Origin of the sequence: Arthrobacter sp. SLBN-100 (genome assembly GCF_006715305.1) — a bacterium.
Lineage (GTDB): Bacteria > Actinomycetota > Actinomycetes > Actinomycetales > Micrococcaceae > Arthrobacter.
Window position 1 is genome coordinate 199,393 of the sequence record NZ_VFMY01000001.1, and the last position, 23,241, is coordinate 222,633.

23 protein-coding genes and 6 tRNA genes are annotated in these 23,241 nt (G+C 65.6%); 11 read left to right on the forward strand and 18 right to left on the reverse strand.

All coding sequences use genetic code 11. The features are described 5' to 3' along the window. Nucleotides 1-58 precede the first annotated feature (58 nt). From FBY31_RS00865 to FBY31_RS00905, 9 genes are all read right to left on the reverse strand, one after another. Nucleotides 59-2,239: a 3-hydroxyacyl-CoA dehydrogenase NAD-binding domain-containing protein gene (locus FBY31_RS00865; RefSeq protein ID WP_142035756.1), complete on the reverse strand. Its 2,181-nt coding sequence runs from the start codon at nt 2,237-2,239 to the stop codon at nt 59-61. After that, nucleotides 2,236-3,546: a thiolase family protein gene (locus FBY31_RS00870; RefSeq protein ID WP_142035759.1), complete on the reverse strand. Its 1,311-nt coding sequence runs from the start codon at nt 3,544-3,546 to the stop codon at nt 2,236-2,238. The genes FBY31_RS00865 and FBY31_RS00870 overlap by 4 nt, the downstream gene beginning before the upstream one ends. Before the next feature lie 254 nt (nt 3,547-3,800). Next, complete coding sequence (locus tag FBY31_RS00875) at nt 3,801-5,135, reverse strand: HRDC domain-containing protein (protein ID WP_142035762.1); 1,335 nt, start codon at nt 5,133-5,135, stop codon at nt 3,801-3,803. An 87-nt stretch (nt 5,136-5,222) separates the two neighbouring features. Continuing rightward, nucleotides 5,223-5,873 (reverse strand): DUF3000 domain-containing protein, encoded by a 651-nt coding sequence (locus tag FBY31_RS00880; protein ID WP_142035765.1) that lies wholly within the window; start codon nt 5,871-5,873, stop codon nt 5,223-5,225. 58 nt (nt 5,874-5,931) lie between these two features. Beyond that, on the reverse strand, nt 5,932-7,032 hold the full coding sequence (locus FBY31_RS00885) for a threonine aldolase family protein (protein WP_142044931.1): 1,101 nt from the start codon (nt 7,030-7,032) through the stop codon (nt 5,932-5,934). Nucleotides 7,033-7,063: 31 nt separating this feature from the next. Beyond that, on the reverse strand, nt 7,064-7,807 hold the full coding sequence (locus FBY31_RS00890) for an SDR family oxidoreductase (protein WP_142044933.1): 744 nt from the start codon (nt 7,805-7,807) through the stop codon (nt 7,064-7,066). 59 nt (nt 7,808-7,866) lie between these two features. Continuing rightward, nucleotides 7,867-9,234, reverse strand: a complete 1,368-nt coding sequence (locus FBY31_RS00895; RefSeq protein ID WP_142035768.1) for a DUF6421 family protein — start codon at nt 9,232-9,234, stop codon at nt 7,867-7,869. Nucleotides 9,235-9,375: 141 nt separating this feature from the next. Next, nucleotides 9,376-9,894, reverse strand: coding sequence for a peptide-methionine (R)-S-oxide reductase MsrB (msrB, locus tag FBY31_RS00900; RefSeq protein WP_142035771.1), 519 nt, complete (start codon nt 9,892-9,894; stop codon nt 9,376-9,378). A 14-nt stretch (nt 9,895-9,908) separates the two neighbouring features. Beyond that, the gene (locus FBY31_RS00905; RefSeq protein WP_142035774.1) at nt 9,909-10,400 is read right to left on the reverse strand and encodes a hypothetical protein; all 492 of its coding nucleotides are present in this window, start codon (nt 10,398-10,400) and stop codon (nt 9,909-9,911) included. Between the two features lie 116 nt (nt 10,401-10,516). On the opposite strand from FBY31_RS00905, the gene FBY31_RS00910 reads away from it, so the two are divergent. Next, on the forward strand, nt 10,517-11,803 hold the full coding sequence (locus tag FBY31_RS00910) for an alpha/beta hydrolase family protein (protein ID WP_142035777.1): 1,287 nt from the start codon (nt 10,517-10,519) through the stop codon (nt 11,801-11,803). Here the strand turns inward: FBY31_RS00910 and ybaK are convergent. From ybaK to FBY31_RS00925, 3 genes are read right to left on the reverse strand one after another with little or no spacing between them, the layout of a single operon-like run. Next, nucleotides 11,787-12,281 carry a Cys-tRNA(Pro) deacylase gene (ybaK, locus tag FBY31_RS00915; RefSeq protein WP_142035780.1) on the reverse strand — a complete coding sequence of 165 codons (495 nt, stop codon included), beginning with the start codon at nt 12,279-12,281 and terminating at the stop codon, nt 11,787-11,789. The two genes, FBY31_RS00910 and ybaK, sit on opposite strands and share 17 nt — an antisense overlap. 16 nt (nt 12,282-12,297) lie before the next feature. Further along, nucleotides 12,298-12,756 (reverse strand): SufE family protein, encoded by a 459-nt coding sequence (locus FBY31_RS00920; RefSeq protein WP_142035783.1) that lies wholly within the window; start codon nt 12,754-12,756, stop codon nt 12,298-12,300. A 39-nt stretch (nt 12,757-12,795) separates the two neighbouring features. Beyond that, entirely contained in the window at nt 12,796-13,719 is a 924-nt protein-coding gene (locus FBY31_RS00925) for a sulfurtransferase (RefSeq protein ID WP_142035785.1), read from the reverse strand. 214 nt (nt 13,720-13,933) lie between these two features. On the opposite strand from FBY31_RS00925, the gene zapE reads away from it, so the two are divergent. The 4 genes from zapE (at nt 13,934) to FBY31_RS00950 (ending at nt 16,346) form a co-directional block, all read left to right on the forward strand. Next, a complete protein-coding gene (zapE, locus tag FBY31_RS00930) occupies nt 13,934-14,971 on the forward strand; it encodes a cell division protein ZapE (protein ID WP_142035788.1) in 1,038 nt (345 codons plus the stop codon). Between the two features lie 212 nt (nt 14,972-15,183). Next, the gene (locus tag FBY31_RS00940; protein ID WP_142035791.1) at nt 15,184-15,456 is read left to right on the forward strand and encodes a hypothetical protein; all 273 of its coding nucleotides are present in this window, start codon (nt 15,184-15,186) and stop codon (nt 15,454-15,456) included. Next, entirely contained in the window at nt 15,453-15,965 is a 513-nt protein-coding gene (locus FBY31_RS00945) for a hypothetical protein (protein WP_142035793.1), read from the forward strand. The genes FBY31_RS00940 and FBY31_RS00945 overlap by 4 nt, the downstream gene beginning before the upstream one ends. A 9-nt stretch (nt 15,966-15,974) precedes the next feature. After that, nucleotides 15,975-16,346 (forward strand): hypothetical protein, encoded by a 372-nt coding sequence (locus tag FBY31_RS00950; protein WP_142035796.1) that lies wholly within the window; start codon nt 15,975-15,977, stop codon nt 16,344-16,346. A 369-nt stretch (nt 16,347-16,715) separates the two neighbouring features. Here FBY31_RS00950 and FBY31_RS00955 read toward each other — a convergent pair whose 3' ends face one another. The 6 genes from FBY31_RS00955 to FBY31_RS00980 all read right to left on the reverse strand — a co-directional run bounded on the left by FBY31_RS00955 (nt 16,716) and on the right by FBY31_RS00980 (nt 17,764). Continuing rightward, nucleotides 16,716-16,970: an antitoxin gene (locus tag FBY31_RS00955; RefSeq protein ID WP_142035799.1), complete on the reverse strand. Its 255-nt coding sequence runs from the start codon at nt 16,968-16,970 to the stop codon at nt 16,716-16,718. 242 nt (nt 16,971-17,212) lie between these two features. Beyond that, nucleotides 17,213-17,284: transfer RNA gene (locus FBY31_RS00960), tRNA-Val, on the reverse strand. Between the two features lie 41 nt (nt 17,285-17,325). Next, nucleotides 17,326-17,398 (reverse strand) — tRNA-Gly (locus FBY31_RS00965). 57 nt (nt 17,399-17,455) lie between these two features. Beyond that, nucleotides 17,456-17,530, reverse strand: a tRNA-Val gene (locus FBY31_RS00970). 43 nt (nt 17,531-17,573) lie between these two features. Next, a tRNA-Cys gene (locus tag FBY31_RS00975) sits at nt 17,574-17,644 on the reverse strand. Between the two features lie 47 nt (nt 17,645-17,691). Further along, a tRNA-Gly gene (locus FBY31_RS00980) sits at nt 17,692-17,764 on the reverse strand. Nucleotides 17,765-18,127: 363 nt separating this feature from the next. Here FBY31_RS00980 and FBY31_RS00985 point away from each other — a divergent pair. The 6 genes from FBY31_RS00985 to rpe all read left to right on the forward strand — a co-directional run bounded on the left by FBY31_RS00985 (nt 18,128) and on the right by rpe (nt 23,241). Continuing rightward, a tRNA-Val gene (locus FBY31_RS00985) sits at nt 18,128-18,199 on the forward strand. A 95-nt stretch (nt 18,200-18,294) separates the two neighbouring features. Further along, nucleotides 18,295-19,155, forward strand: a complete 861-nt coding sequence (locus FBY31_RS00990) for a cytochrome (RefSeq protein ID WP_142035801.1) — start codon at nt 18,295-18,297, stop codon at nt 19,153-19,155. Between the two features lie 86 nt (nt 19,156-19,241). Beyond that, a complete protein-coding gene (def, locus tag FBY31_RS00995; RefSeq protein ID WP_142035804.1) occupies nt 19,242-19,856 on the forward strand; it encodes a peptide deformylase in 615 nt (204 codons plus the stop codon). Then, nucleotides 19,853-20,773, forward strand: coding sequence for a methionyl-tRNA formyltransferase (gene fmt, locus FBY31_RS01000; RefSeq protein WP_142035807.1), 921 nt, complete (start codon nt 19,853-19,855; stop codon nt 20,771-20,773). The genes def and fmt overlap by 4 nt, the downstream gene beginning before the upstream one ends. After that, nucleotides 20,770-22,461 carry an RsmB/NOP family class I SAM-dependent RNA methyltransferase gene (locus FBY31_RS01005; protein ID WP_142035810.1) on the forward strand — a complete coding sequence of 564 codons (1,692 nt, stop codon included), beginning with the start codon at nt 20,770-20,772 and terminating at the stop codon, nt 22,459-22,461. Before fmt ends, FBY31_RS01005 begins: the two co-directional genes overlap by 4 nt. Nucleotides 22,462-22,563: 102 nt before the next feature. Further along, a complete protein-coding gene (gene rpe, locus FBY31_RS01010) occupies nt 22,564-23,241 on the forward strand; it encodes a ribulose-phosphate 3-epimerase (protein WP_142035812.1) in 678 nt (225 codons plus the stop codon).

Sequence of the window (23,241 nt, forward strand, 5' to 3'; positions counted from 1 at the left end):
CCAAGGGGCTGCTGATCCTGCTGATCCTGCTGAAGCGCTGGTTCTTACGCGCTGGTCGTTAGGCGTTGGCACGCTGGCCTGCCGCCGGACGGGAAGCCGCGCCGGGCGGCAGGAACCGCTTGCCGTTGACCCGTTCTGAGGCTCCCACCCGGTCCAGGTAGGGGGTGATGCCGCCGAGGAACAGTGGCCAGCCGGCGCCGAGGATCATGCAGAGGTCGATGTCTTCCGGCCCCGCCACGACGCCTTCCGCAAGCATCAGGCCGATCTCTTCGGCGAGGGCATCCTGGGTGCGGCGCAGCACCTCGTCGGCGGTGGAGGGGCTGGTTCCGAAGGACATCAGGGACAGTGTGGACTCCGGAATGACCTGGGAGCCATCAGGCCCGGGAACCCACAGGCTCTTGACACCGTTATCGATCAGCTTCTGCAGGTTGGCGGAGACAGTGAAGCGGTCGCCGAAGACCGCGTGGAGTGACTCCTGGACGTGCTGTGCCACGGGAAGGCCCACCATCGCGCCGAGGGTGAAAGGAGTCATGGGCAGGCCCATGGGGCGGAGCGCGTTGTCGGCGACCTCGGCGGGAGTGCCTTCATCGAAAGCCGCGGTTACTTCGCCCATCAGCCGCAGCAGGATGCGGTTGACCACAAAGGCCGCTGCGTCCTTAACCAGCACCCCGGTTTTCTTCAAGGCCTTGGCGAGTTCAAAAGCGGTGGCCAGCACGGCGTCATCGGTCCGCGGGGCACGGACGATCTCCAGCAGCGGCATCACGGCCACCGGGTTGAAGAAATGGAAGCCCACCAGCCGCCCGGGATGCTGCAGGTCCTCCGCCATGGCCGTAACCGACAGCGACGAGGTGTTGGTGGCCAGGATGCACTCCGGGCTAACGATCTGCTCCAGTTCGGCGAACACCTGCTTCTTGACGTTCAGCTCTTCAAAGACCGCTTCGATCACAAAGTCCGCGTCCGCGAAAACATCCTTCGATACGGAACCGCTCACCAGGGCCTTGGTGCGGTTGGCCGCGTCCTGGCTGATGCGCTTCTTGGCCAGGAGCTTGTCCACCTCGGCGTGGACGTAGCTCACCCCTTTGTCCACCCGGGCCTGATCGATGTCCGTCATCACCACGGGCACCTTCAGCTGCCGGGCGAAGACCAGCGCAAGCTGGCTTGCCATCAGGCCTGCGCCCACCACTCCCACTTTTGTGACCGGGCGGGCCAGTGTGCGGTCCGGAGCGCCGGCCGGACGCTTGGACCGCTTCTGGACCAGGTCAAGGAAGGCGTACACGGTGGCACGGAATTCGTCGGTCTGCATGAGCTCGGCGAGTGTTTCGCACTCCAGTGCCGCGGACTCCGCGCGACTCATGGTCCGGTTGGCTTCCAGGATGTCCAGGACCTTGCCGGGAGCAGGGGCGGCGTTGGACGTTTTCGCTTCCACCAGTGCCCGTCCGGCGGCCACCGCTGCTGCCCAGCGCGCGGCGGTTTCCGGAGCGGCGGGGTCGACGGCGTTGGGACGTTCCACCGTTGCCTCGCCGGAGATGACCTTCGCGGCCCAGGCAAGGGACTGCTCGAGGAAGTCCGCCGGTTCGAACATGGCGTCGGCAATTCCGAGCGCGAAGGCCTGCGGGCCGGTGAGCGTGCGGTTATTGCTGAGGGCGTTTTCGATCATGACCTTCACCGCGTTCTCCGGGCCAATGAGGCGCGGCAGGAGGTACACCCCGCCCCAGCCTGGGACCAGGCCGAGGTACGCCTCCGGCAGGGCCAGCGCACCCGCACCGGTGGACACGGTGCGGTAGGTGGACTGCAGGGCAATCTCGAGCCCGCCGCCCAGCGCTGCGCCGTTGATGAACGCGAAGCTGGGCACGCCGAGGTTGGCAAGGGTGGCATACACGTCGTGGCCCAGCTGCGCCATCCACAGTCCATGCTCACGCTTTTCCAGGTTCTTGACGGTGGACAGGTCGGCTCCGGCCACCAGGAAGTAGGGCTTGCCGGTCACGCCCACGCCTGCGATCTCGCCGCGGCGGGCCCGCTCCCGACTTTCCTCAAGCGCGGTGCCCAGCTCTACCAGGGTGTTCGGCCCAAGGGTGGTGGGCTTGGTGTGATCCAGGCCGTTGTCCAAGGTGATGAGGACGAAAGTTCCAGGACTCGTCTTGCCGGCCGGTGCCGGGAGTTCGATGTCCTGGACATAGGAATGCGTCACGGTCTCGCGGGGGAACAGATCGGCAAGCCTGGTGAAATCTGCGGCGCTCATGCGGCTCCTTCGGAAACGGTTTCGGCGGCGGTAACGGTCTCGGCTTTGGATGACCCTGGCAGGGCTCCGCTGTAGTCGGCGTGGTGCGGGTTCTCCCAGATCACGGTGGCACCCATTCCCAACCCCACGCACATGGTGGTGATGCCATAGCGGACGGAGTGATCCTCCTCGAACTGACGGGCCAGCTGGTTCATCAGCCGCACGCCGGAGGATGCGAGGGGGTGGCCCACTGCAATGGCGCCGCCGTAGCGGTTGACGCGGGCATCGTCGTCGGCAATTCCGAAATGCTCCAGGAAGCTCAGCACCTGGACGGCAAAGGCTTCGTTGATTTCGAACAGGCCGATCTCGTTGATGGACAGGCCGGCGTTTTTCAGCGCCTTCCCGGTGGCGGGAACAGGGCCAATGCCCATCACCTCAGGTTCAACCCCCGCATAGGCGTAGCTGACCATCCGCATCCGCACCGGCAGCCCCAGTTCGGCAGCGGCCTCGGAGGATGCCAGGATGGCCGCGGTGGCCCCGTCATTCAATCCAGCAGCATTTCCGGCGGTGACGCGCCCGTGCGGACGGAACGGGGTGCGGAGGGCAGCGAGGTCAGCGGTTGTGGTCCCCGGCCGTGGCGGTTCGTCAACGGTGTTGAGGGTCCAGCCCTGGCCGGGCTTCAGGGTTGCCACGGGAACCAGGTCCGGCTGGATCCGGCCGTTGCGGCGGGCGGCATCGAATTTAGCCTGTGACGCCACCGCGTAGGCATCGGTCCGGTCCTTGGTGATGGACGGAAACCGGTCGTGCAGGTTCTCGGCGGTGTTGCCCATGTTCAGCGCGGCCGGGTCCACGAGGCGTTCGGACATAAACCGGGGATTGGGGTCTGCGCCCGAGACCATCGGGTGGTTGCCCATGTGCTCCACGCCGCCGGCGATCACCACATCGTAGGCGCCAAAACCAATACCGCCGGCGGTGGTTGTTACGGCGGTCATGGCGCCGGCGCACATCCGGTCGATGGCAAAGCCGGGAACGGTCCTGGGAAGTCCGGCGAGGAGAGCCGCGGTCCGGCCCAGGGTAAGGCCTTGGTCACCGGTCTGGGTGGTGGCAGCGATGGCAACTTCATCAACGCGTTCGGGCGGCAGCGACGGGTTCCGGCGCAGCAGTTCGCGGAGGCATTTCACTATCAGGTCGTCGGCACGGGTTCCGGCGTAGATGCCTTTTTCTCCCGCCCGGCCAAAGGGGGTGCGGAGGCCGTCGACAAAAACGACGTCCCGGACACTGCGCGTGGATGCGCGGCTGTTTTCTCCGCTGGAGGGGGCTTGGCTCACGTGTAACTCCTCATCGAGACGTAGGCGCCGGCGCATGCCGCAATGCGGCAAGCAGCCAAACGGCAATACCTGCGATGTTACTCGTGAGTAACTTCAGCGGCAAGGCCCCGGACGAAGGGACGCTCTCTCACTTAATGCGCCCTTTTCACCAACGCTCTCTCACTTTCCTGAAGAAAGTGAGAGAGCGTTGGCAATATTCATGCATCAAATGGGAGAGCGTTGGGGGATCTGGGAGCCCGTGGCCCTGGCGGCGCCTATTGCCCGGCTGCGGCGACGCCCGGCCTGGGTTCCTTGGCCGGCAAGGGCTCAGGATGGAGGAACGCCTCCGCGATGAGGGGTGCTGCCAGGTCCACCTGCCATTCGCGGGCGCCCAGCGCACGAAGTTCGCCCGCGACGGATGCCTCACTGATCTCGGCCGGAGGCCACCACGCGACCCGACGCAGGTAATCGGGGGTCAGGAGGTTTTCCAGCGGGAGCTTCAGCTGGTCGGCCTTGTCCTGCAGCATGGGGCGGGCGGTGGCGAGCCGTGCTGCCGCTTCCGGGTCACGGTCCGCCCAGACACGGGGCGGCGGTGGCGCGTTGGTGGCCAGGTGCAGCGGCGGAAGTTCCGCCAGGTCCCGGGCCGTGGCGATGCAGCGCAGCCAGCGGGGAGCTTCGCGTTGGGCCGCCCGGCCATGGAAGCCCTTGGTGCCCAGCAGTTGCGGCACGGTGGATGGCATGGCCTTGGCGGCGGCGACCAGGGCCGAGTCCGGGATGAGCCGGCCCGGCGCCACGTCCCGCTTCCGGGCCAGTGAATCGCGTTCCAGCCACAGTTCCCGGACGGCCGCCAGCTGGCGCCGGTCACGGATCTGGTGCAGGCCGGACGTTTTGCGCCACGGGTCAACACGGGCCGGGGGGAGTCCTGCCGCCAGGATGGCGGCGAACTCCTGCTCCGCGTACTCCAGCTTGCCGTCCGCCTCGAGGAGTTCGATAAGTTCTTCCCGCAGCTCGGTGAGGACCTCAACGTCCAGGGCGGCGTACCGCAGCCACGGCTCGGGAAGTGGCCGGGTGGACCAGTCCGCCGCGGAGTGCTCCTTGGCGAGCCCGAACCCCAGCAGCTGTTCAATAACGGCGGCAAGCCCCACCCGCGGCAGGCCGGCCAGGCGCGCCGCGAGTTCGGTATCAAAGAGTTTGTCCGGCCACATGCCGAGCTCCGACAGGCAGGGCAGGTCCTGGCTGGCCGCGTGCAGGATCCACTCAACGCCGCGCAGGGCGTCGTTGATGATGTCAAGGTTGTCAAAGGGTTCGGGGTCGATCAGCCAGGTCCCGGCACCTTCGCGGCGGATCTGGACCAGGAAGGCGCGCTGTCCGTAGCGGAAACCGGACGCGCGTTCTGCGTCTACTCCAGCCGGTCCGGTACCGGCCGCGATGGCGGCTGCGCACCGCTCCAGCCCGGCTTGCGTTTCGATGACCAGCGGAACGCCGTCGCGGGGCCTATCGAGCTCGATGATTTCGGGGATGGGGGCGTCAAAGCCCTCCACTGTGATGTGGGGTGCGGTATCAGCAGCCGGGACGCCGGCCGTGGTGTTTTCCGGAATGTTAGGGGTCATGATGCCTTTAGTTTACCGGCCGGCCGTATCCGGACTGCCGCCGGAACCCCTCCGGGCTTTGCCCGCCCTCCGCCACTCGCCACGCCGTTAGTTCCGGCGCCGCTGCGGCAGCGGGGTGACCCCGTCCGGAAGGGGCGGCAGGCCGGCGAAGGTGCACACCATGTCAGACCAGGCTTCAAGGTGGGCGGCGACATCGGAGGTGGCGGGGGTCCAGGAGGCGCGCAGTTCGATGTCGATGGACCCGGGCCTTTCCGCCAGCGTTCCAAAACTCTCGGAAAGAACCCGCGTGGCCGTTCCACCGGCGGCGCGGTAAGGCGCTTGATGGTTCTCGAGCGCCTCCACCAGCCACGTCCACGCCACAGTTCCCAGCATCTCGTCGTTGCCCATCTCGGGCTCGAGCTGCGCCCGGATATAGGTGACAATGCGGAATTCGCCGTCCCACACGGCCGAGCCGTCGGGGTCGTGGAGCAGGATGAAACGCCCCGTTGCCAACTCTGTCCCGTCGTCGTCCGCGGTCCCTGAGGCGGCTGCCAAAGCCATCGCGGCAGGGCCATGCAGGGGAGCGGCAGCGGTTCCTGGGCCCGGTGCCAGGACCTCCGCGCCCAGCGCGACGGCGAAAGGCGCCAGGCGTGCCGGCGCGGGGATCTCCGCAAGGTGGAGTTCCCTGCGGCACCGGGCTTTCCTGAGGGTTCCCAAGGCGTGGAGAAATTCCGGGGGAACCTGGTCAAGTGCGTTCACCTTCGCAGGTTACGCAACCGGGCCGGTGACGGCGGGAAGGCTCGCCGTCGTTATGCAGTCACTGGCCGGCCTGCCCGCTCCCATCAGCGCGAAGCTCATGCCGGATTGCTGCGGCAAAGGCATCAATATCCTCCTCGGTGGTATCAAACGAGCACATCCAACGCACTTCCCTGGCCGCCTCGTTCCAGTCGTAGAAACGGAAGGACTCCCGCAGCCGGTCTGCCACGCCCTCGGGAAGGATGGCAAAGACGCCGTTGGACTCGGTTTTCTGCGTGGGCTGGACACCGTCAATGGTGTCGACGGCGGCGCGCAGCCTGGCTGCCATCGCATTGGCATGCGAGGCGGAGCGCAGCCAGAGATCACCCTCCAGCAGGGCGATGAACTGCGCCGACATAAAGCGCATCTTGGACGCCAGCTGCATGTTCATCTTGCGCAGGTACACCAGCCCGTGCGCCGCCTCCGGGTTCAGTGCCACCACCACTTCTCCGAACAGCAGCCCGTTCTTAGTGCCGCCGAAGGAAAGGATGTCCACGCCTGCGTCCCGGGTGAATGCGCGCAGCGGGACCTGGAGATGCGCGGCCGCGTTCGCCAGCCGGGCACCGTCCATGTGGAGTTTCATCCCCTTGGAATGTGTATGGTCGGCAATTGCCCGTACCTCCTCCGGGGTGTAGCAGGTGCCCAGCTCAGTGGTCTGGGTGATGGAGACGGCGAGGGGCTGGGCCCGGTGTTCGTCGCCCCAGCCCCAGGCCTCGCGGTCGATCAGTTGGGGCGTGAGCTTGCCGTCCGGGGTGGGAACCTGCAGGAGCTTGATTCCGCCGACGCGCTCCGGCGCGCCGTTTTCATCCATGTTGATGTGGGCGGTGGAGGCGCACACCACTGCCCCCCACCGGGGAAGCAGCGACTGGAGGGACAGGACGTTGGCGCCGGTGCCATTGAAGACCGGGAAGCTCTCGATGCCGGGGCCGAAGTGGTCCTCCAGCACGTCCTGCAGCCTGGTGGTGTACTCGTCCTCGCCGTATGACACCTGGTGGCCCTCGTTGGCGGCGGCCAGTGCCGCCAGGACTTCCGGATGGACGCCGGAGTAGTTGTCCGAGGCGAACCCGCGGATGGTGGGATCGTGCAGGCGGACTCCGGCGGCAGTTTCAGCTGTTGTTGTCATGGCTTTGGTCACGCTTTCAGTCTAAGTACAGTCATGAGGCCACCTGGTTCGCCAGCACGAGCCGGGTGCCGTTCAGCTCGTCCGCCGGTGCTTCAAAGAGTCCGACGACGGCGCGGGCAAGGTCTTCCACGTCAGTGGCGCCGGGGAAGCTGCGTTCGGGGTGGTTGCGTCGCATCCCGTCGTCCACGAGGGCTTTGACTACCAGGACGACGGCGGCCGGACCGGCGCCCTGCGCATCAGAGTCCGTGGCCGCCCCGCCGTCGTTGGCGGCTGCCCGGCGGAATCCGTCCGCCATGGCCATGGTCCACGCTTCGGCCGCGGCTTTGGCGGCGACGTAGCTGGCGGTGGCCGCTGCCGGTTTGTCCACAGCAGTGGAGGACACCATGGCGAAGCGGCCATAGCGCGAAGCGGCAATATCGTCATAGAACACCCGGGAGACGTTCCGGAGCGTGGTGATGGCGCCGCGTTCGAGGAAGTCCCAGTCCTCGTCCGTCTGGTCGGCGATGCCTTTGGCTCCGCGCCAGCCGCCCACCAGGTGGATCAGGGCATCGACGTTCCCGCCGGCCTCGGTCACCTCCGTCCGCAGCTGCCGCACGTCCGTCAAAGCGGCGAGGTCGCACACGAGGCCAGTGACGCCGTCGCCCGCCTGCTGCGCTGCCGCCTCGATCCTTGCCTGGTCCGAACCCACCGTAAATACCCGGTGGCCGGCGTTGTGGAGCGCCCGTGCGACCGCGATGCCGGATGGCCCGCTGCCGCCGGTTACCAGGATGTTCAGCCGGGGGACTCCGGTTTGATGTGCCGCTGACCCTGGTCCGGCTGTTGCCGGTTCCTCCGTCACAGTGCAGAGGCTCCGGTGATTCCGGCGGTGGATTCGATCACGTGGCGCATCTTCTTCTCCAATGCTTCGTAGAACATGGACAGCGGGAACTCATCGTCAAGCACCTGGTCTGTGAGGCCGCGCGGCGGACCGGCCAGCGCCAGCGCTTCGGGACCCTTGGCCCAGAGTGAAGCCGGGTTGGGAGTAACGGTAGCCGAGATGAGCTTGTACGCGGCGAGCCAGTGCGCGGTCTTCGGCCGGTCAATGGAACGCCAGTACAGTTCATCGATGCTGTTTCCGAGCGCGATGACAGCATCCGCCACCTCGTCCCAGTCGATGGTGAGCCGGGTGTCGGTCCAGTGCAGGACGTGCTGCTGGTGCAGCCAGGCGAACAGGAGTTGGCCGCCGAGGCCGTCGTAGTTGCGGACGCGGCTGCCGGTGATCGCGAAGCGGAAAATTCGGTCGAAGATGATGGCGTACTGCACCAGCTTGGCGTGGCGGCGCGCCTCCGGATCGGCGTCGTCATCCTTTTCAATTCGGACCGATTCCCGGAAGGCGGTCAGGTCGCAGCGCAGTTCTTCAAGCGAATACAGGAAGTACGGCATCCGCTGCTTGATCATAAAGGGATCGAAGGGAAGGTCGCCGCGCATGTGGGTCCGGTCGTGGATGAGGTCCCACATCACGAAGGTGGCCTCCGTCAGGTCCTGGTCAGCGAGGAGTTCCGCCGCTCCCTCGGGGAGTTCCAGGCGGGTGGTTTCGGCGGCGGCCTTGAGCACGCGGCGGAACCGGGCGGCTTCCCGGTCGGCGAAGATGGCGCCCCAGGTGAATGTGGGGGTTTCGCTGACGGCAACGGTCTCCGGGAAAAGCACTGCCGAGTTGGTGTCGTAGCCGGCAGTGAAGTCTACGAAGCGGATGGGGACGAACAGTTTGTTGGAGTACTCTGCGGCCTCCAGTCCGGCGATGAACCCGGGCCAGATCACTTCAATCAGGACGGCCTCGACCAGCCTGTTGCTGCTGCCGTTCTGCGTGTACATAGGAAAGACCACCAGGTGCTGGAGGCCGTCCTGGCGCTGTTCCTGGGGCTGGAAGGCGAGCAGCGAAGACAGGAAGTCGGGGACGGAGAAGCCGTTGGTTTCCCAGGCGGAAAAGTCTTCGACGACGGCGTCCAGGTAGGCGGCGTCGTGCGGGAAGGCGGGGGCCAAGGTACGCACGGCGTCAACGATCTCGCTGACGTGCCGGGACGCCTCACCATGGTTTGCCGGGTCGGGAACGGAGCCGTCCTTCGCCTGGAGCGCCTGGATGGCGGTGGCGGCCGCCTTGAGCCTGGTCCAGTCCTGGTTTTCCGCGGAAATCCCGGTGGAAGCGGTGATCAGTGTTTCGGTCATCGTCGGCGCCTTTCTGGTTGCTTGCTATCTACGGCGAGCGTAACAAGCAACCAGCAAGACTAATCCGAAAAGCGGCTTAGGCTAAGAAAAGCTTTTCCTTCTCGCGCTGTGGCAGGGAGAAGGTCCAGCCTTTCGGTGGTCTCATGCTTCCGCTTCCGGCCCGCTGACCTGCGGTTCTTCGCGCGGAACGAGCTTCAAGGAGACGGAATTGATGCAGTAGCGCTGGTCCGTGGGCGTCGGGTAGCCCTCGCCGTCGAACACGTGCCCCAGGTGCGAGTCGCATGTGGCGCAGCGCACCTCCACCCGCTCCATGCCAAGGGTCCGGTCGTGGATGTAGCGGACGGTGCCTTCTGCCAGTGGGGCGAAGAAGGAGGGCCACCCGCAGTGGGAATCAAACTTCTCGTTGCTGGTGAACAGTTCTGCGCCACAGGCCCGGCACTGGTAGACGCCGGCAGTATGGGTGTCCCAGTATTCACCCGTGAACGGACGCTCGGTTCCGGACTGGCGGAGTACGTGGTATTCCTCCGGCGTGAGCTCCTGCCGCCACTCAGCATCGGTCTTCTGGACGCCGGGCCCGGCGGCCGCGGACTCGGGAGCCGGATCTGCGTCCTTGTTTCCGAAGATGTTTTTTCCCAGGATGTTGTTTCCGAATATGCTCATAGCCTTGTCAACGCTCAGGAGTCACCGATAAATCCCGAACCCGCGTACAGATGCAGGACGGGCAGGCCCAGCTGGTCCTGGGCTTTGTTGGCCCAGTCCGTGTGGAAGGTATCCGCCACCGCGTGCGGCCGGGTGACCACCACTGCCTGCGAAGCACCGCTTTCCTTGACCTTGGCCACCAGGCCCTGCACCGCACCGCCGTCGACTATTTCTCCCGTGACGCCTGCACCCAGCCCCGCCAGCGCTGCCAGCGACACCGCCAGGGTCTCGGCCGCCTGGGCCCGTTCACTGGCAGGATCCGGGGCGTGGGATGTCAGTTCGCGGAAGGCCTTGGCAATGTCCAGCATGGAAAGGTTCTCGAGGAAGTCCACCAGCAGATGCCGTTCGGTGTTCGCCGGAACCAGGACCAGGAGCCGGGTGTCTCCTCCGTCCACGAGTCGCTCGATGTTCAGGCGGTCGTCCGCCCCCAGGGGTTCTTCGGTCAGGATGACGATGGGATCACTCATGGCCTTAGCCTAGTCCCGCCCATGGTGCCGCCGCACTGGTTTCAGGGACGGACCGGCCTTTGCGCCTCCCCGCGGGAAATACGGCCTGCCGGTGCCGGGGCGGTAAGAATAGTTCCATGGCATTTTTCCAGCGCAGCACCTCCGCACCCGTCCTGAGCACCAAGGATTCCGGCACTGGCCTGTCGCTGCGGACAAAATGGGCCATCGGCGGGGCCATCGGTGGAGGCGCGTTGGCAGGACTGCTGGCCACGGGATCATCAGCGCTGGCCGTCTACTTTGCCCGCCGTGTCATCACCCCTGCGCGCCAGCGGGCGGCCAACCAGGAAGTCCTGGCGGTGATCCGGGACGGGCACCAGCAGCACGTGATCATGGCAGCCAATGAGGACACCACCGTTGACGGGGTGTACGGGTTCTTTTTCGATGGCGGCAAGGGGCACGCCAGGATTGGCCGCATCGTCTCGTACTCTCCGGCTGAGCGCACGGTGTCCCGCGAGGTCGAAGCGGTGTACGCAGGAGACCTGAGCAAGGCTCGCTGGGGCTGGTGGAGCGGCGCTCTCTACCCGGACCCGGCCGCCGTCGGAATCCCTGCCGAAGATGTCATGATCGAGGTTGACCGGGGGCAGGCGCCGGCCTGGCTGGTCCGCGCCGGCGGGACGGCACGTACCTGGGCGGTGATGGTCCACGGACGGGGTGCAAGCCGGCAGGAAGCCCTGCGCGCCGTGGGGCCCGCCCTTGAGCTGGGACTGACAACCCTGGTGGTGTCCTACCGCAATGACGGGCTGGCGCCCTCTGCGGACGACGGGCGCTACGGCCTGGGTTCCACCGAGTGGCGCGACGTCGAGGCAGCCATTGAGTATGCCCTGGCGAACGGGGCCGAGGAGATTGTGCTGTTCGGCTGGTCCATGGGCGGCGCTATCTGTCTGCAGACCGCGGATTTGTCCCGCTACCGGCACCTGATCCGGGCCATGGTGCTGGATGCCCCGGTCATTGACTGGGTGACGGTATTGGCCCACCATGCGCAGCTGAACAGGATTCCGTCCCTGGTGGGGCGTTACGGGCAACTGATGCTGGGGCATCCGCTGGGGCGGCGGCTCACGGGACTGTCCGCACCGGTGGACCTCAAGGCGATGGACTGGGTGTCGCGGGCAGTTGAACTCCGGACTCCCACCTTGGTCATCCACAGCGTGGATGACGAGTACGTGCCGTACGGCCCGTCCGAGCTTTTGGCTGAACGCAATCCGGAAATGGTCACCTTCGAGGCTTTTGACCATGCCCGGCACACCAAGGAGTGGAACGTTGATCCCGAACGGTGGGAGCGCGTGGTCAAGGCGTGGCTGCGGAAACAGCTGGCGCCCCGCCTGAATCCGGGTGGTGCCCGTCCAAGGACTACGACAGCGAGCTGATGGGTGCGGTGACGGCGTCCGTGAGTCTGATGAGGTCCGCAGGAGCCAGTTCGATGTCCAGGCCGCGTTTGCCGCCCGACACCAACAGCGTCTCCAAGGCCATGGCACTTTGGTCCAGAACCGTAGGGGAGGGGAGCCGCTGGCCCAGCGGGGAGATGCCGCCGAGCACATAGCCGGTGCGCCGCTGGGCGTCGGCGGGGTCCGCCATCGCCGCCTTCTTGGCTCCCAAAGCGGCAGCGACCGCTTTAAGATCCAGTGTGCCGCTGACCGGCACGATGCCCACCGCCAGCTTGCCCTCGACGTCGACCATCAGTGTTTTGAACACTCTGGAGGGTTCGATCCCCAGGACCTGGGCGGCTTCGGCGCCGTAACTTGCGGCGGAGGGATCGTGGTCGTACGGATGCAGCACAAAGGGAACCCCGGCTGCCGCCAGTACGGCGGTGGCCGGAGTCCCCTGTGATGTGTTTTTGCGTCCCATCGGTGCTGGGCGGCGGTTAGGAGCGCACGGCGGTGGAAGCGGCCACCTTGCGCTTGATCCTTCCCAGCATGGCCGTCATTCCCCGCATCCGCAGGGGCGTGATGGCGCGGGTCAGGCCCAGCAATTCCGGCATGTCATCTGGTACCGAGAGGATCTCTTCGGCGGACAGTCCGTCCAGGCCTTCGTGCAGGACTCCGGCAAAACCGCGGGTGGTGGGAGCCTCGGCGGGGGCCTTGAAGAAGAGCCGTACGGCGCCGGCGGGGCCGCCGGCTTTTTCCGTCTCGATGGTCAGGAACAGCGGGGACTGGCACTCCACCACCTGTTCGAGCAACTCGGGATGGTCCTTCAGCCGGTCGGGCAGCTCCGGGAGCCCCTGCGAGAACTCGAGCAGCAGTTGAAGCCGCTCGGGCTCTGACAGGGCCTGGAAGTCGTCCACAATGTCGGCAAGGGCGGAGGGCAGTGCTTGAGTAGTCATCATTCCAAGTTTACGCGCCGAACCCCGGGTGAGGCCTCGTCAGGCCCCGACGGCGACGGGAAAGGAACCGCGCTCGGCACCTTTGACGATCGGAACACGCACGGCGTTGCCCCATTCCGTCCACGAACCGTCGTAGTTGCGGACGGACTCGAAGCCCAGGAGGTACTTGAGCGCGAACCAGGTGTGGCTGGAACGCTCGCCGATGCGGCAGTAGGCCACAACGTCGTCACCTTCGGTCAGGCCAGCCTCGCCCAGGTAGAGGGCGTCGAGTTCCTCACGGCTGCGGAAGGTTCCGTCCGGTGCGGCGGCCCGTGCCCACGGAATGGAGGCAGCAGTAGGAATGTGGCCGCCGCGGAGGGCGCCTTCCTCGGGGTAGGCAGGCATGTGGGTGCGCTGGCCGGTGTACTCCTCGGGGGAGCGGACGTCGATGAGGGGCTTGCCCAGGTGGGCCAGGACATCGTCCTTGAAGGCGCGGATCGGGGCGTCCTCGCGCTCGACAACCGGGTAGTCGCCCCTGGCCGGTGACGGCTTTTCGGTGGTCAGTTCCCTGCCCTCGGCAATCCACTTGTCCCGGCCGCCGTCGAGGAGCCGCACGTCCTGGTGCCCGAAGAGGGTGAAGACCCACAGTGCGTAGGCAGCCCACCAATTGGACTTGTCACCGTAGATCACCACGGTGCTGTCGCGGGAAATACCTTTCGACGCCGCCAGTTCCGCGAAGGCGGTTCCATCCACATAGTCGCGGGTCACTTCGTCGTTCAGGTCGGTGTGCCAGTCGATCTTGACGGCACCGGGAATGTGCCCCGTTTCGTAGAGGAGCACGTCCTCGTCGGACTCCACCACCACCAGCTGGCCACTGGCGACGGCACCATTTTCCACGGCGGCTGCAAGCCACTCAGTGGAAACGAGGCGCTCCGGGTGGGCGTAGGCTGCAAACTTTTCGTTCTGTTCAACCGGGTAGGACATAGCTTTGCCTTTCATCGAGAACACAGGTGATCCGCGGGACCGGATGGGGACCTGCTCCTACCCTAGCCAGCGCCCCGAATCATGTCCGTATTCCGTTAACAGGAGGAAATGTTGGCTTCGTCACGCAGGCGCCCGGTGTGGCCGGCGCCATCGGGAGCGGCGGCGCATTGCCGGTATCCTTTCTGGGGACCAACCACCAGCAGAACGGACCACCTTGGTACAGATTGAACAGCTTGCCGCCCGCACTCCGGCAGTATCGGTGGACGAGCTCCTGAAAGGCTTCTTTCCCTCGTCCCGGTTCGGCCAGGTCTCTTTTGCAAGCTACCGCCCCGATCCGAAGCAGCCCAGCCAGGCGCACGCTGTCCGTGCCCTGCAGGGATTTGCCGACGGCGTGGGGTCAGGTGACGGCGGCGGGCTGTTCAAGAAACTGTTCGGGAAAAAGGATACTTCCCGCGCCGGTATCTATCTGGACGGCGGCTTCGGCGTGGGCAAGACCCACCTCCTCGCCTCGCTCTGGCACGCAGCGCCCGGGCCCAAGGCCTTCGGCACTTTCGTCGAATACACCAACCTGGTGGGCGCCCTCTCCTTCCGCAAAACAGTGGATGCGCTGAGCGGGTACAAGCTTGTCTGCATTGACGAATTTGAGCTCGACGATCCGGGCGACACCGTGCTGATGTCACGCCTGATGCGTGAGCTCGCGGACGCAGGGGTGAAGCTCGCGGCCACGTCCAACACCCTGCCGGGCTCACTGGGTGACGGCAGGTTCGCCGCAGTTGACTTCCAGCGCGAAATCCAGGTCCTCGCGGACCAGTTCGACGTGGTGCGGATCGACGGTGAGGACTTCCGCCACCGCGGGCTCCCGGCAGCCCCGGCGCCCCTGAAGAACAGCGAACTGTCCGCGCACATGAAAGCGGAGTTCGACGGCAAGACTGTTGCCCAGGACGAATTCAGCACCCTGATCGCCCACCTGGCCGGCGTGCACCCCAGCCGCTACCGCCAGTTGATCGACGGCATCGACGGGGTGGTGTGGCGAAACGTCGGCACCATCACCGAGCAGGCGGTGGCGCTGCGGTTCGTGGTGCTTGCTGACCGGCTCTACGACAAGGATGTGCCGATCCTCGCCAGCGGTGTTCCGTTCGACCAGCTGTTCACGGAGGAAATGATGACCGGCGGCTATATGAAGAAGTACTTCCGGGCGGTCTCCCGCCTCACCGCCCTGGCCCGTGAAGGCCAGAACCACGAACCCTCTTAACGGTCCAGCCCTGCGGTGCGGGCGTCGGCGCGTGACGGTGCTCCGGCGGCTTGGTTAGTCCTGGCGGTCCCGTTCGGACGGTCGGATCGCGGCCCGGACCGCAAGCCCTCCCGGCTGCGCCCACAAAGCTGAGCCGAGTCCGGCGAACGCGAGTCCCGAGGCCGCCATGGGGAAGGTGATTGCCGGGCGGTCCGGTTCCACCGCATCCGCTGGTGCGGCGACGGCGCGAGCACCCCGACGAGGTCCTCGGGTTGGTGATATGGCGCCGCACCGTTGCCGTCCTGCCCACCCTCGTCCGGACGACGCCGTCGTTCAGCCTGCAGGCGGTGACGCTGGAAGCGGTGGCCGGGCTGGCGCTGCTGGGCACTATGGCGGGCGGTTGTGGGGGCACCCGCGGACTGATTTGGATCCTGGACCGAAAGACCCTATGCGTACTGTGGTGCGGGCCACAAAATTGCCCCATGTACGAGGCGGAGAAGCCATGACTCTGACACATCATGAGTTCTGGAATGTGCTCCACGGCATGGTCTTGGGGGGCGTGTTCCTCTTGGCGTTCGCCGGTGGCTTGGAGGCGCTCTACAGCCTTCGGCCGGAGGTGGTCAGTGGCAGGGGCATCAGAGACAGGGTGGGTCGGATGAAGGTCGGCGTTGTCGCGATGGCCGTTGCTGCCTGGGGCACCGTACTCACCGGGACGTGGGTGGTCTACCCCTGGTACCGGGAGGAGGTCGCGACCAGTGCGAAGACTGTTTTGTTGTCGGACCCGTCTACCGCCGGTTGGCATACGTTTGGCATGGAGTGGAAGGAACATCTCGCTTGGATGAGCCCCATCCTCGCAACGGTGGTCGCGTTCATTGTCGTCTATTACGGGATGTCGCTGGTCAGGCATGACCGGATACGAAAGACCGCCATCACGCTGTTCGCCCTGGCGTTCCTCTTCGCAGTCATCGCTGGAGCGTTGGGTGCGCTCATTAATAAGACCGCGTCTGCCAATTAGGAGAGAGTCATGACACCGAAAGTAGAACCCACGCCAACAGGGGCGCGGCTCGAGCCTGCCGACAAGCCGGAAGGCCCGGCCTCTGCAGCCATCCTCGCCGCTGGAGCAGGGGCACTAAGTCTGGGGATCCTCACCACGTTGGCCGAGGCCAATGCCACCATTAAGGCGTTTCTGACCTTCTACGACCCCGTCGGGCCGTTGTCCGGGAAGACGACCCTGACCGTCGTCGTATGGCTGCTGTGCTGGGGGGCTCTCCACATGGCCTTACGGAAGAGGGAAGTCGAGGGCCGCAGAGTGGTGACTGCATCGCTTGTTCTAATCGGGCTCGGACTCGTCGGCACGTTCCCGATCTTCTTCCAGGCCTTCGCCCACGCGAAGTGATCCCGGAACCGGTCCGGAGATCCGCACGGGGTCGCAGCCGTCCCTGGTGGGTGCTTCGGCCGGCTGCCGGGCCTGCGCCTTGCCGGGCGGGCGCATGAGTAGGTGTTGGCCGGTCCGTGCCCGCGGTGCTGATGTTCTTCGGTGAGGAGACCTGGTGGATCGGCTCGGCGAGGATCGACTCGCTCTACGACGCCCGCCGCGGTCGGCGACCGGCGCTGCCAACCAACGGGCAATTGTCCTGCAGGCATGAGCGGCAATGGCGGGTCGCAGACCACCGAATGGCCTTAAATGCCAAAGGTGCGGGCGCCGCCTCCCGGCGGGACCCGCACCCCGTTGACGTACTAGGGCAACGCCCTGGCCAAATCCTGTTTACGGAGCCTTGTCAACCGGCGGAACCGGGTTGACCGGCGGAACCTGCTCAGCGGCAGGTGCCGCGCCCGGGGTTCCGTTCTTGTCAATGAGCTTGGAAGCGCCATTCTGGATCTTGTTGACGTGGCCGGAGTACTTGCCTCCGGTCTTGGTGTCGACGAGATCGCCGGCCTTGGTGATGCCGTTCTTGATGGCCTGCTCGTTGCCGCGGATAAGACCTTGAGCCTTGCCCTTTAGATCGCCAATCAGTCCCACGAGCACCTCCCTTCAATCGCGGAGCCAGGTCGCTCCTGTCGCATTCGATCCTAGCCCCGCCGCGGGGGCGTGCCAAGGAAATCAGGGGTTTTGGGCGTTCGCCCGGAGCGGATGCAGGGTCCGCCTCCACTGGTTGCCCTATCAGTTTTGGTCGTTCTGACCGGGGTTTTGGGGACCATAACTGATAGCGCAACGGCAGGACAGCGGGCATGAAAAAAGCAGCTCCGGGGAGCTGCTGGATGTGGGCGATACTGGGATCGAACCAGTGACCTCTTCCGTGTCAGGGAAGCGCGCTACCGCTGCGCCAATCGCCCGGAACCGGGAGACCGGTGTATGGGATTGCAAGAAGTAAGAGAGCGGACGACGAGATTCGAACTCGCGACATCCACCTTGGCAAGGTGGTGCTCTACCAGCTGAGCTACGTCCGCGTATGCAGTGCGCTCCGGCCAAGGCCGGTTGTACTGCATGAAGCAAGTTTCCTTGCCTGGTGGGCGATACTGGGATCGAACCAGTGACCTCTTCCGTGTCAGGGAAGCGCGCTACCGCTGCGCCAATCGCCCATGTTTATCCGGAGGTTTGTCCGAAAAACCATGGTTTTCACCGAGGTGGGTACGGGATTCGAACCCGTGTATACGGCTTTGCAGGCCGCTGCCTCGCCTCTCGGCCAACCCACCGTGTAAGCGCCGGTTCAAAAGAACCTTTGCCGTGACAGTGTCCTGCGAGCGGACGACGAGATTCGAACTCGCGACATCCACCTTGGCAAGGTGGTGCTCTACCAGCTGAGCTACGTCCGCATTCTGGAGGGCTGATTCGCTGCCGTTCCCGGCATTTCCTCGCTTTCCAACGAGTAAAAACAATATAGGAGGTTCCGGGATTCTCCAAATCGGGCCTGGGTGCGGGAGACATAATGGCGCTGCTTCCCAGCAATAGCGCGGATCCTGGGAAGTTACAGGCGTGTAATTCGCGACGGCGTCATGAGGCTTTGCGGGCGGGCTTCCATTCCGATGGGTTAGTTTTCGTGGGGGATCGGTGCACGGCCAATCGCGCAGGGTCTGCATCTTTCGCCTGGTCCGCTGTCCGTGTAGTGCCCCGTTTGCTGCCGCTCGCGGCCGATTTCCGAAATGGCCGTACGGTCCGCTAACATTCAAACTGCATCAGGGCGATTGGCGCAGTGGTAGCGCGCTTCGTTCACACCGAAGAGGTCACTGGTTCGAACCCAGTATCGCCCACCGCACATTGGTCCGTTTCCGCTCATCTGCAGCGGAAACGGACCTTTTTTGTGCGCCCGGACATTCTGTCAGCCCCTTGTGAAAGAGTTTTTCTTATGACAGCTCCACTTCTTGCCCACGCCACGGACTATGGGCGGATGTACGCCCGGTCCACTTCCGAGCATTTCTCCGTGCCGTCCATCACCACGGTGATCAGCCAGCAGCCGCACGGGCTTGACGGCTGGTTTGGATACATGGGCGCCAGCAGCCTGGCCAAGGATCCGCTGCTGGCCGACTGTCTGGGAAGCCCGGCCAAAATCAAGCAGGCCGTCAACCGTGCTGCCAAGGCGGCGGAAACCTACCGGGACGAGGCCGCCAAGCGCGGGGACCGCGTCCATTTCTACTGCGAGCAGGTTGCCCTGCGGGCCTTGGGCCGTCCCCACGGCATGAAGGAGGCGCGCGAGGCCCTGGCAGCTAACGGCGAAGAAGCCTTCGCAGTCCGGTTCGACGAATGGTGGGAGCTCTTCCAGGTTGAGCCCATCGCCCCCGAGATCACCGTCTGGAACAACTCGGTGGGGTACGCCGGCACCCTGGACCTGGTGGCACGGATCAACGGCAGGATCTGCCTGATCGACTACAAAACCAAGGGCACCACCAGGGATGGCCTGGTCAAGCCGCTCGATGACAAGGTGGTCATGCAGCTGGTGGCCGGCATGAAGGCGGAGGAGAGCCTGGTGGACCCGGAAGCAGGGACGTGGGAGCCGTGGAAGTACGGCGAAAACCCGGTCCTGCTGGCCGTGGCCATCGGCGAGACCGAGGTCCGCCCCGTCCGCGCCAACCCCGACGTCCTCAAGCACCACTGGTGGAAATTCTGCGCCCTGCGGCGTGTTTGGGAGCTGTCCGCGGACACCAGCTCAGCGGGCACGGCGCTCCTGCCCATTGCCCCTCCGCCGCTCGTACAGGTACAGCCCGCCTAGGAATGTGGGGCGCGGACAGCCCGGGAGTTGTCTGCGCCTAAACTGGATGGGTCCCCTTTGCCGCCTTACGTGAGGAAAAACAGCGCATGGCTATTCTGAATATCCGCATCATTGGTGACCCTGTGCTCCGCACAGTTGCCGATACTGTGACGGATTTCGGGCCTGAGCTGGCCAGGCTGGTGGCGGACATGACCGAAACCATGGAGGACGTGGACGGTGCCGGCCTTGCCGCACCCCAGATCGGCGTGAGCAAGCGTGTTTTCACTTACCGCATTGATGGCGTGGAAGGGCACATCATCAACCCTGTGCTGGAAAACAGCGAGGACTTCCAGCCGGACCACGTGGAGGGCTGCCTGTCCATCCCGGGCCTGGGCTTCCCGGTACGGCGTTACCGCGTCACACGGGTCACCGGCGTGGACATGCACGGCAATCCCGTCACCATCGAAGGCGAGGGGATGCTGGCACGCTGCTTCCAGCACGAGAATGACCACCTGGACGGGATCCTCTACACCGACCGGCTGGAGGGGGAGGACCGCAAGGCGGCCCTGCGTTCCATCCGCAACGCCAACTACGACTCCATCACTGAACAGACGACGGCGAAGCGCGCCAGGACGGTCGGCTCCAGTTTCGGGGGTTCCAGCTTCGGCGGTGCGGCTTCCGGGTCAAGTTTCGGTGCCGGCGCGGCTGGAACCAACGGATGAGGGTTCTCTTCGCGGGAACCCCCGCCGTCGCAGTCCCGTCCCTCAATGCGCTCGTTGATGCAGGATTCGACGTTGTCGCTGTCCTTACCAGGCCGGACGCGCCAATCGGCCGGAAGCGCGTGCTCACTCCGTCGCCGGTGGCCTCTCGGGCAGCTGAGCTTGGGATCGACGTTATTCACGCTGCCCGGATCAACGAAGAAACGATGGCCAGGATTTCCGCGGTGGGTCCGGATGTTGCCGCGATTGTGGCTTACGGCGGCCTGGTTCCTCCGGCGGCGCTTGGTATCCCCCGGCACGGGTGGATCAACCTGCACTTCTCCCTCCTTCCCGCCTGGCGCGGCGCTGCGCCTGTTCAGCGGGCCGTGATGGCCGGTGATGACGTCACCGGCGCTGTGACCTTCCAGTTGGAGGAAGGGCTGGACACCGGGCCCGTGTTCGGAACCGTGACGGAAACGGTGGGGCCTGAAGATACCGCCGGGGAGCTCCTTGAACGGCTGTCCCGCAGTGGCGCCGTGCTGCTCGCCCAAACCCTGTCGGCCATCGAGGCCGGCAAGGGCGCCGCCGTGCCGCAGACCGGTGAAGTCTCCCTGGCACCCAAGCTGACCCTCGACGACGGCCGCCTGGACTGGAAACAACCGGCGCTGGCAATCGGACGGCGGGCGCGGGGAGTCACTCCGGAACCGGGAGCGTGGACCGTGCTGGAGGGCCAGCGCGTCAAGCTGGAACCCGTCCGGCTGCGGCCCGATGTCCCGCATCTGGCGCCCGGTGCCGTGTCCGTCCAGGGCAAGAGCGTGCTGGTGGGAACCGGTTCGCACGCCGTGGAGCTGACCCGGGTCCAGCCTGCCGGCAAGAAAATGATGGCCGCTGCCGACTGGGCACGTGGCATGGCTTCCCTTGAAAGCGTGGTGTTCGAATGAGCGGTTCCGGTGACAACCAAGGCGGCCGCGGAAGAACCGGCGGCGGAGGCTCGGGGGGCGGCCAGCACGGCGGAAACCCGGGTGGCGGCCAGGGCGGCGGCCAGCGGGGAGGAAGCGGTGGCAGCGGCCGCGGCAACGGCGGACCGCGCGATTCCAGCAACCGCAACGCCAAGGGGCGGGAACGGAACCGCGCCACCCAGCGCGCCTTTACTGAAAACGCGCCTTCCCAGCGGACGCGCCGGGCTGATCCTGCCCGGCTGGTGGCGTTCGAAGTCCTCCGGGCCGTGGCCGCAGAGGATGCGTATGCCAACCTGGTGCTGCCGGCACGGATCCGTCATCACGGTCTGGACAAACGCGACGCCGGGTTCGCCACAGAACTTAGCTACGGGGCCCTGCGCGGCCAAGGCACGTACGACGCCATCCTGGCCCGCTGCGTGGACCGTCCCCTGGACCAGCTGGACCCGGCCATCCTGGATGCCCTCCGGCTCGGAGTCCATCAACTGCTGGCCATGCGCGTTCCAGCGCATGCGGCATTGGACCAGACCGTGGGCCTCGCCCGTGCAGTCATCGGTGCGGGACCCTCGGCCCTCATCAATGCCGTCCTGCGCAAAGTCGCGGCGCACAGCCTTGACGAATGGCTGGAGCTGCTGACCAGCGGAGAAACAGACGAGACCAAGGTGGCGTCCGTCCGCTACGCGCATCCCGAGTGGATTGTCCGCGCCATGCGCCAGTCACTGGTGGCACATGGGCGTCCAGCCACGGAAATCAACGACCTCCTCGAAGCGGACAATGCCGCACCCGTAGTCAACCTGGTGGCCCTGCCCGGCATCGGAAGCCTCGATGAAGCCCTTGAAAACGGTGCCACTGCCGGTGAACTGGTGGAAGGTTCCGCGCTCTCCAGCGGCGGTGACCTGGGCCGGCTTGCCTCGGTGCGGGAGGGCAGCACCAGGGTCCAGGACGTCGGCTCGCAGCTGGTGGCACGCGCCATGGCCGCCGTTGACCTCGGCGGGCATCGTGGTGACAACGCGGGCGGCGCTGCCGGAGCCGAGGGGACTGCCAGCGCCGAGGGGGCTGGAAGTTCAAACGACGGCGAGGCCTGGCTGGACCTGTGCGCTGGACCTGGCGGCAAGGCCGCCTTGCTCGGTGCGCTGGCGAGCCAGAGGGGAGCCACGCTGCTGGCCAATGAGCCTGCCCCGCACCGGGCCAAGCTGGTCAGCCAGGCGCTTTCAGCCGTACCCCGGGAAACATGGGAGGTCCGGACCGGCGACGGCCGCGACGTGGGCACCGAGAAGTCAGGAGCATTTGACCGGGTACTCGTAGACGTCCCCTGCAGCGGGCTTGGCGCGCTTCGGCGACGGCCGGAGTCGCGCTGGCGCCGTACGCCGAAGGACCTGGCCGACCTGGGCCCGCTTCAGCGCGAGCTGCTCACCTCGGCACTGGCTGCTGTCCGGCCCGGTGGAGTGGTTGCGTATGTGACCTGCTCGCCCCACCCTGCCGAAACTACCGCCGTGGTCACCGATGCACTCCGCAAGCGCGATGACCTCGAACTGCTGGAGGCCGGGCAGGTCCTGGACAGCGTGAGTTTGACCGGGAACCTGGGCGCCGGGCACGAGTCCACCGCGCAGCTGTGGCCCCACATCCACGGCACCGACGCCATGTTCCTTGCCCTGATCCGTAAAAAGCAGTGATTCGTCTAAAGAACTGATCCGTAAAAAGCGCCTGATTCGTACAACCCCTGATCCGCCGAAAGCACTGACTCCCAGCAGTCCTGCCCTGTGAAAGGTGTCCCCGTGACGCAATGCTGCATCAACCCGAGCATCCTCTCTGCCGACTTCGTCAACCTTGAGGCGGAGCTCAAGCGCATCAGCAACGCGGATGCCGTGCATGTGGACGTGATGGACAACCACTTTGTGCCCAACCTCACCATCGGCCTGCCGGTAGTGCAGCGGATCCAGGCAGTGAGTCCAGTACCCCTCGATGCGCATCTGATGATTGCCGACGCCGACCGCTGGGCACCCGGCTTCGCGGATGCCGGCCTGGCGTCCGTCACGTTCCACGCCGAAGCCGCGATTGCCCCCATCAAGCTGGCTCGGGAACTGCGGGCCAGGGGTTCCAAGGCAGGCATGGCCCTCCGGCCGGGAACACCCGTGGAGCCGTATCTGGACATGCTGTCAGAGCTGGACATGCTGCTGATCATGACGGTGGAACCGGGCTTCGGCGGGCAGTCGTTCCTGGACGTGACCCTGCCGAAGATCCGGCGCGCCAGGAAAGCCATCGACGGTTCGGGTATTGGTGTGGCCATCCAGGTGGACGGCGGCATCACCGAGGACACCATTACCCGCGCGGCAGAGGCCGGTGCAAACGTCTTCGTTGCCGGCTCCGCAGTGTACGGTGCCGAGGACCCGGCTGCCGCCATTGACCGGTTACGCCAGGCGGGGAGCGAAACGTTACGTTCCGCGGCGGAATAG

Coding starts and splice junctions, on each gene's coding strand:
- FBY31_RS00950 (WP_142035796.1), top strand. CDS start 15,975: ATGACACCGAAAGTAGAACCCACGCCAACAGGGGCGCGGCTCGAGCCT.
- FBY31_RS00875 (WP_142035762.1), bottom strand. CDS start 5,135: ATGACCCCTAACATTCCGGAAAACACCACGGCCGGCGTCCCGGCTGCT.
- FBY31_RS00925 (WP_142035785.1), bottom strand. CDS start 13,719: ATGTCCTACCCGGTTGAACAGAACGAAAAGTTTGCAGCCTACGCCCAC.
- ybaK (WP_142035780.1), bottom strand. CDS start 12,281: ATGGGACGCAAAAACACATCACAGGGGACTCCGGCCACCGCCGTACTG.
- FBY31_RS00895 (WP_142035768.1), bottom strand. CDS start 9,234: ATGACCGAAACACTGATCACCGCTTCCACCGGGATTTCCGCGGAAAAC.
- FBY31_RS01005 (WP_142035810.1), top strand. CDS start 20,770: ATGAGCGGTTCCGGTGACAACCAAGGCGGCCGCGGAAGAACCGGCGGC.
- msrB (WP_142035771.1), bottom strand. CDS start 9,894: ATGAGCATATTCGGAAACAACATCCTGGGAAAAAACATCTTCGGAAAC.
- FBY31_RS00865 (WP_142035756.1), bottom strand. CDS start 2,239: ATGAGCGCCGCAGATTTCACCAGGCTTGCCGATCTGTTCCCCCGCGAG.
- fmt (WP_142035807.1), top strand. CDS start 19,853: ATGAGGGTTCTCTTCGCGGGAACCCCCGCCGTCGCAGTCCCGTCCCTC.
- FBY31_RS00885 (WP_142044931.1), bottom strand. CDS start 7,032: ATGACAACAACAGCTGAAACTGCCGCCGGAGTCCGCCTGCACGATCCC.
- def (WP_142035804.1), top strand. CDS start 19,242: ATGGCTATTCTGAATATCCGCATCATTGGTGACCCTGTGCTCCGCACA.
- FBY31_RS00910 (WP_142035777.1), top strand. CDS start 10,517: ATGGCATTTTTCCAGCGCAGCACCTCCGCACCCGTCCTGAGCACCAAG.
- FBY31_RS00920 (WP_142035783.1), bottom strand. CDS start 12,756: ATGACTACTCAAGCACTGCCCTCCGCCCTTGCCGACATTGTGGACGAC.
- FBY31_RS00945 (WP_142035793.1), top strand. CDS start 15,453: ATGACTCTGACACATCATGAGTTCTGGAATGTGCTCCACGGCATGGTC.
- FBY31_RS00990 (WP_142035801.1), top strand. CDS start 18,295: ATGACAGCTCCACTTCTTGCCCACGCCACGGACTATGGGCGGATGTAC.
- FBY31_RS00905 (WP_142035774.1), bottom strand. CDS start 10,400: ATGAGTGATCCCATCGTCATCCTGACCGAAGAACCCCTGGGGGCGGAC.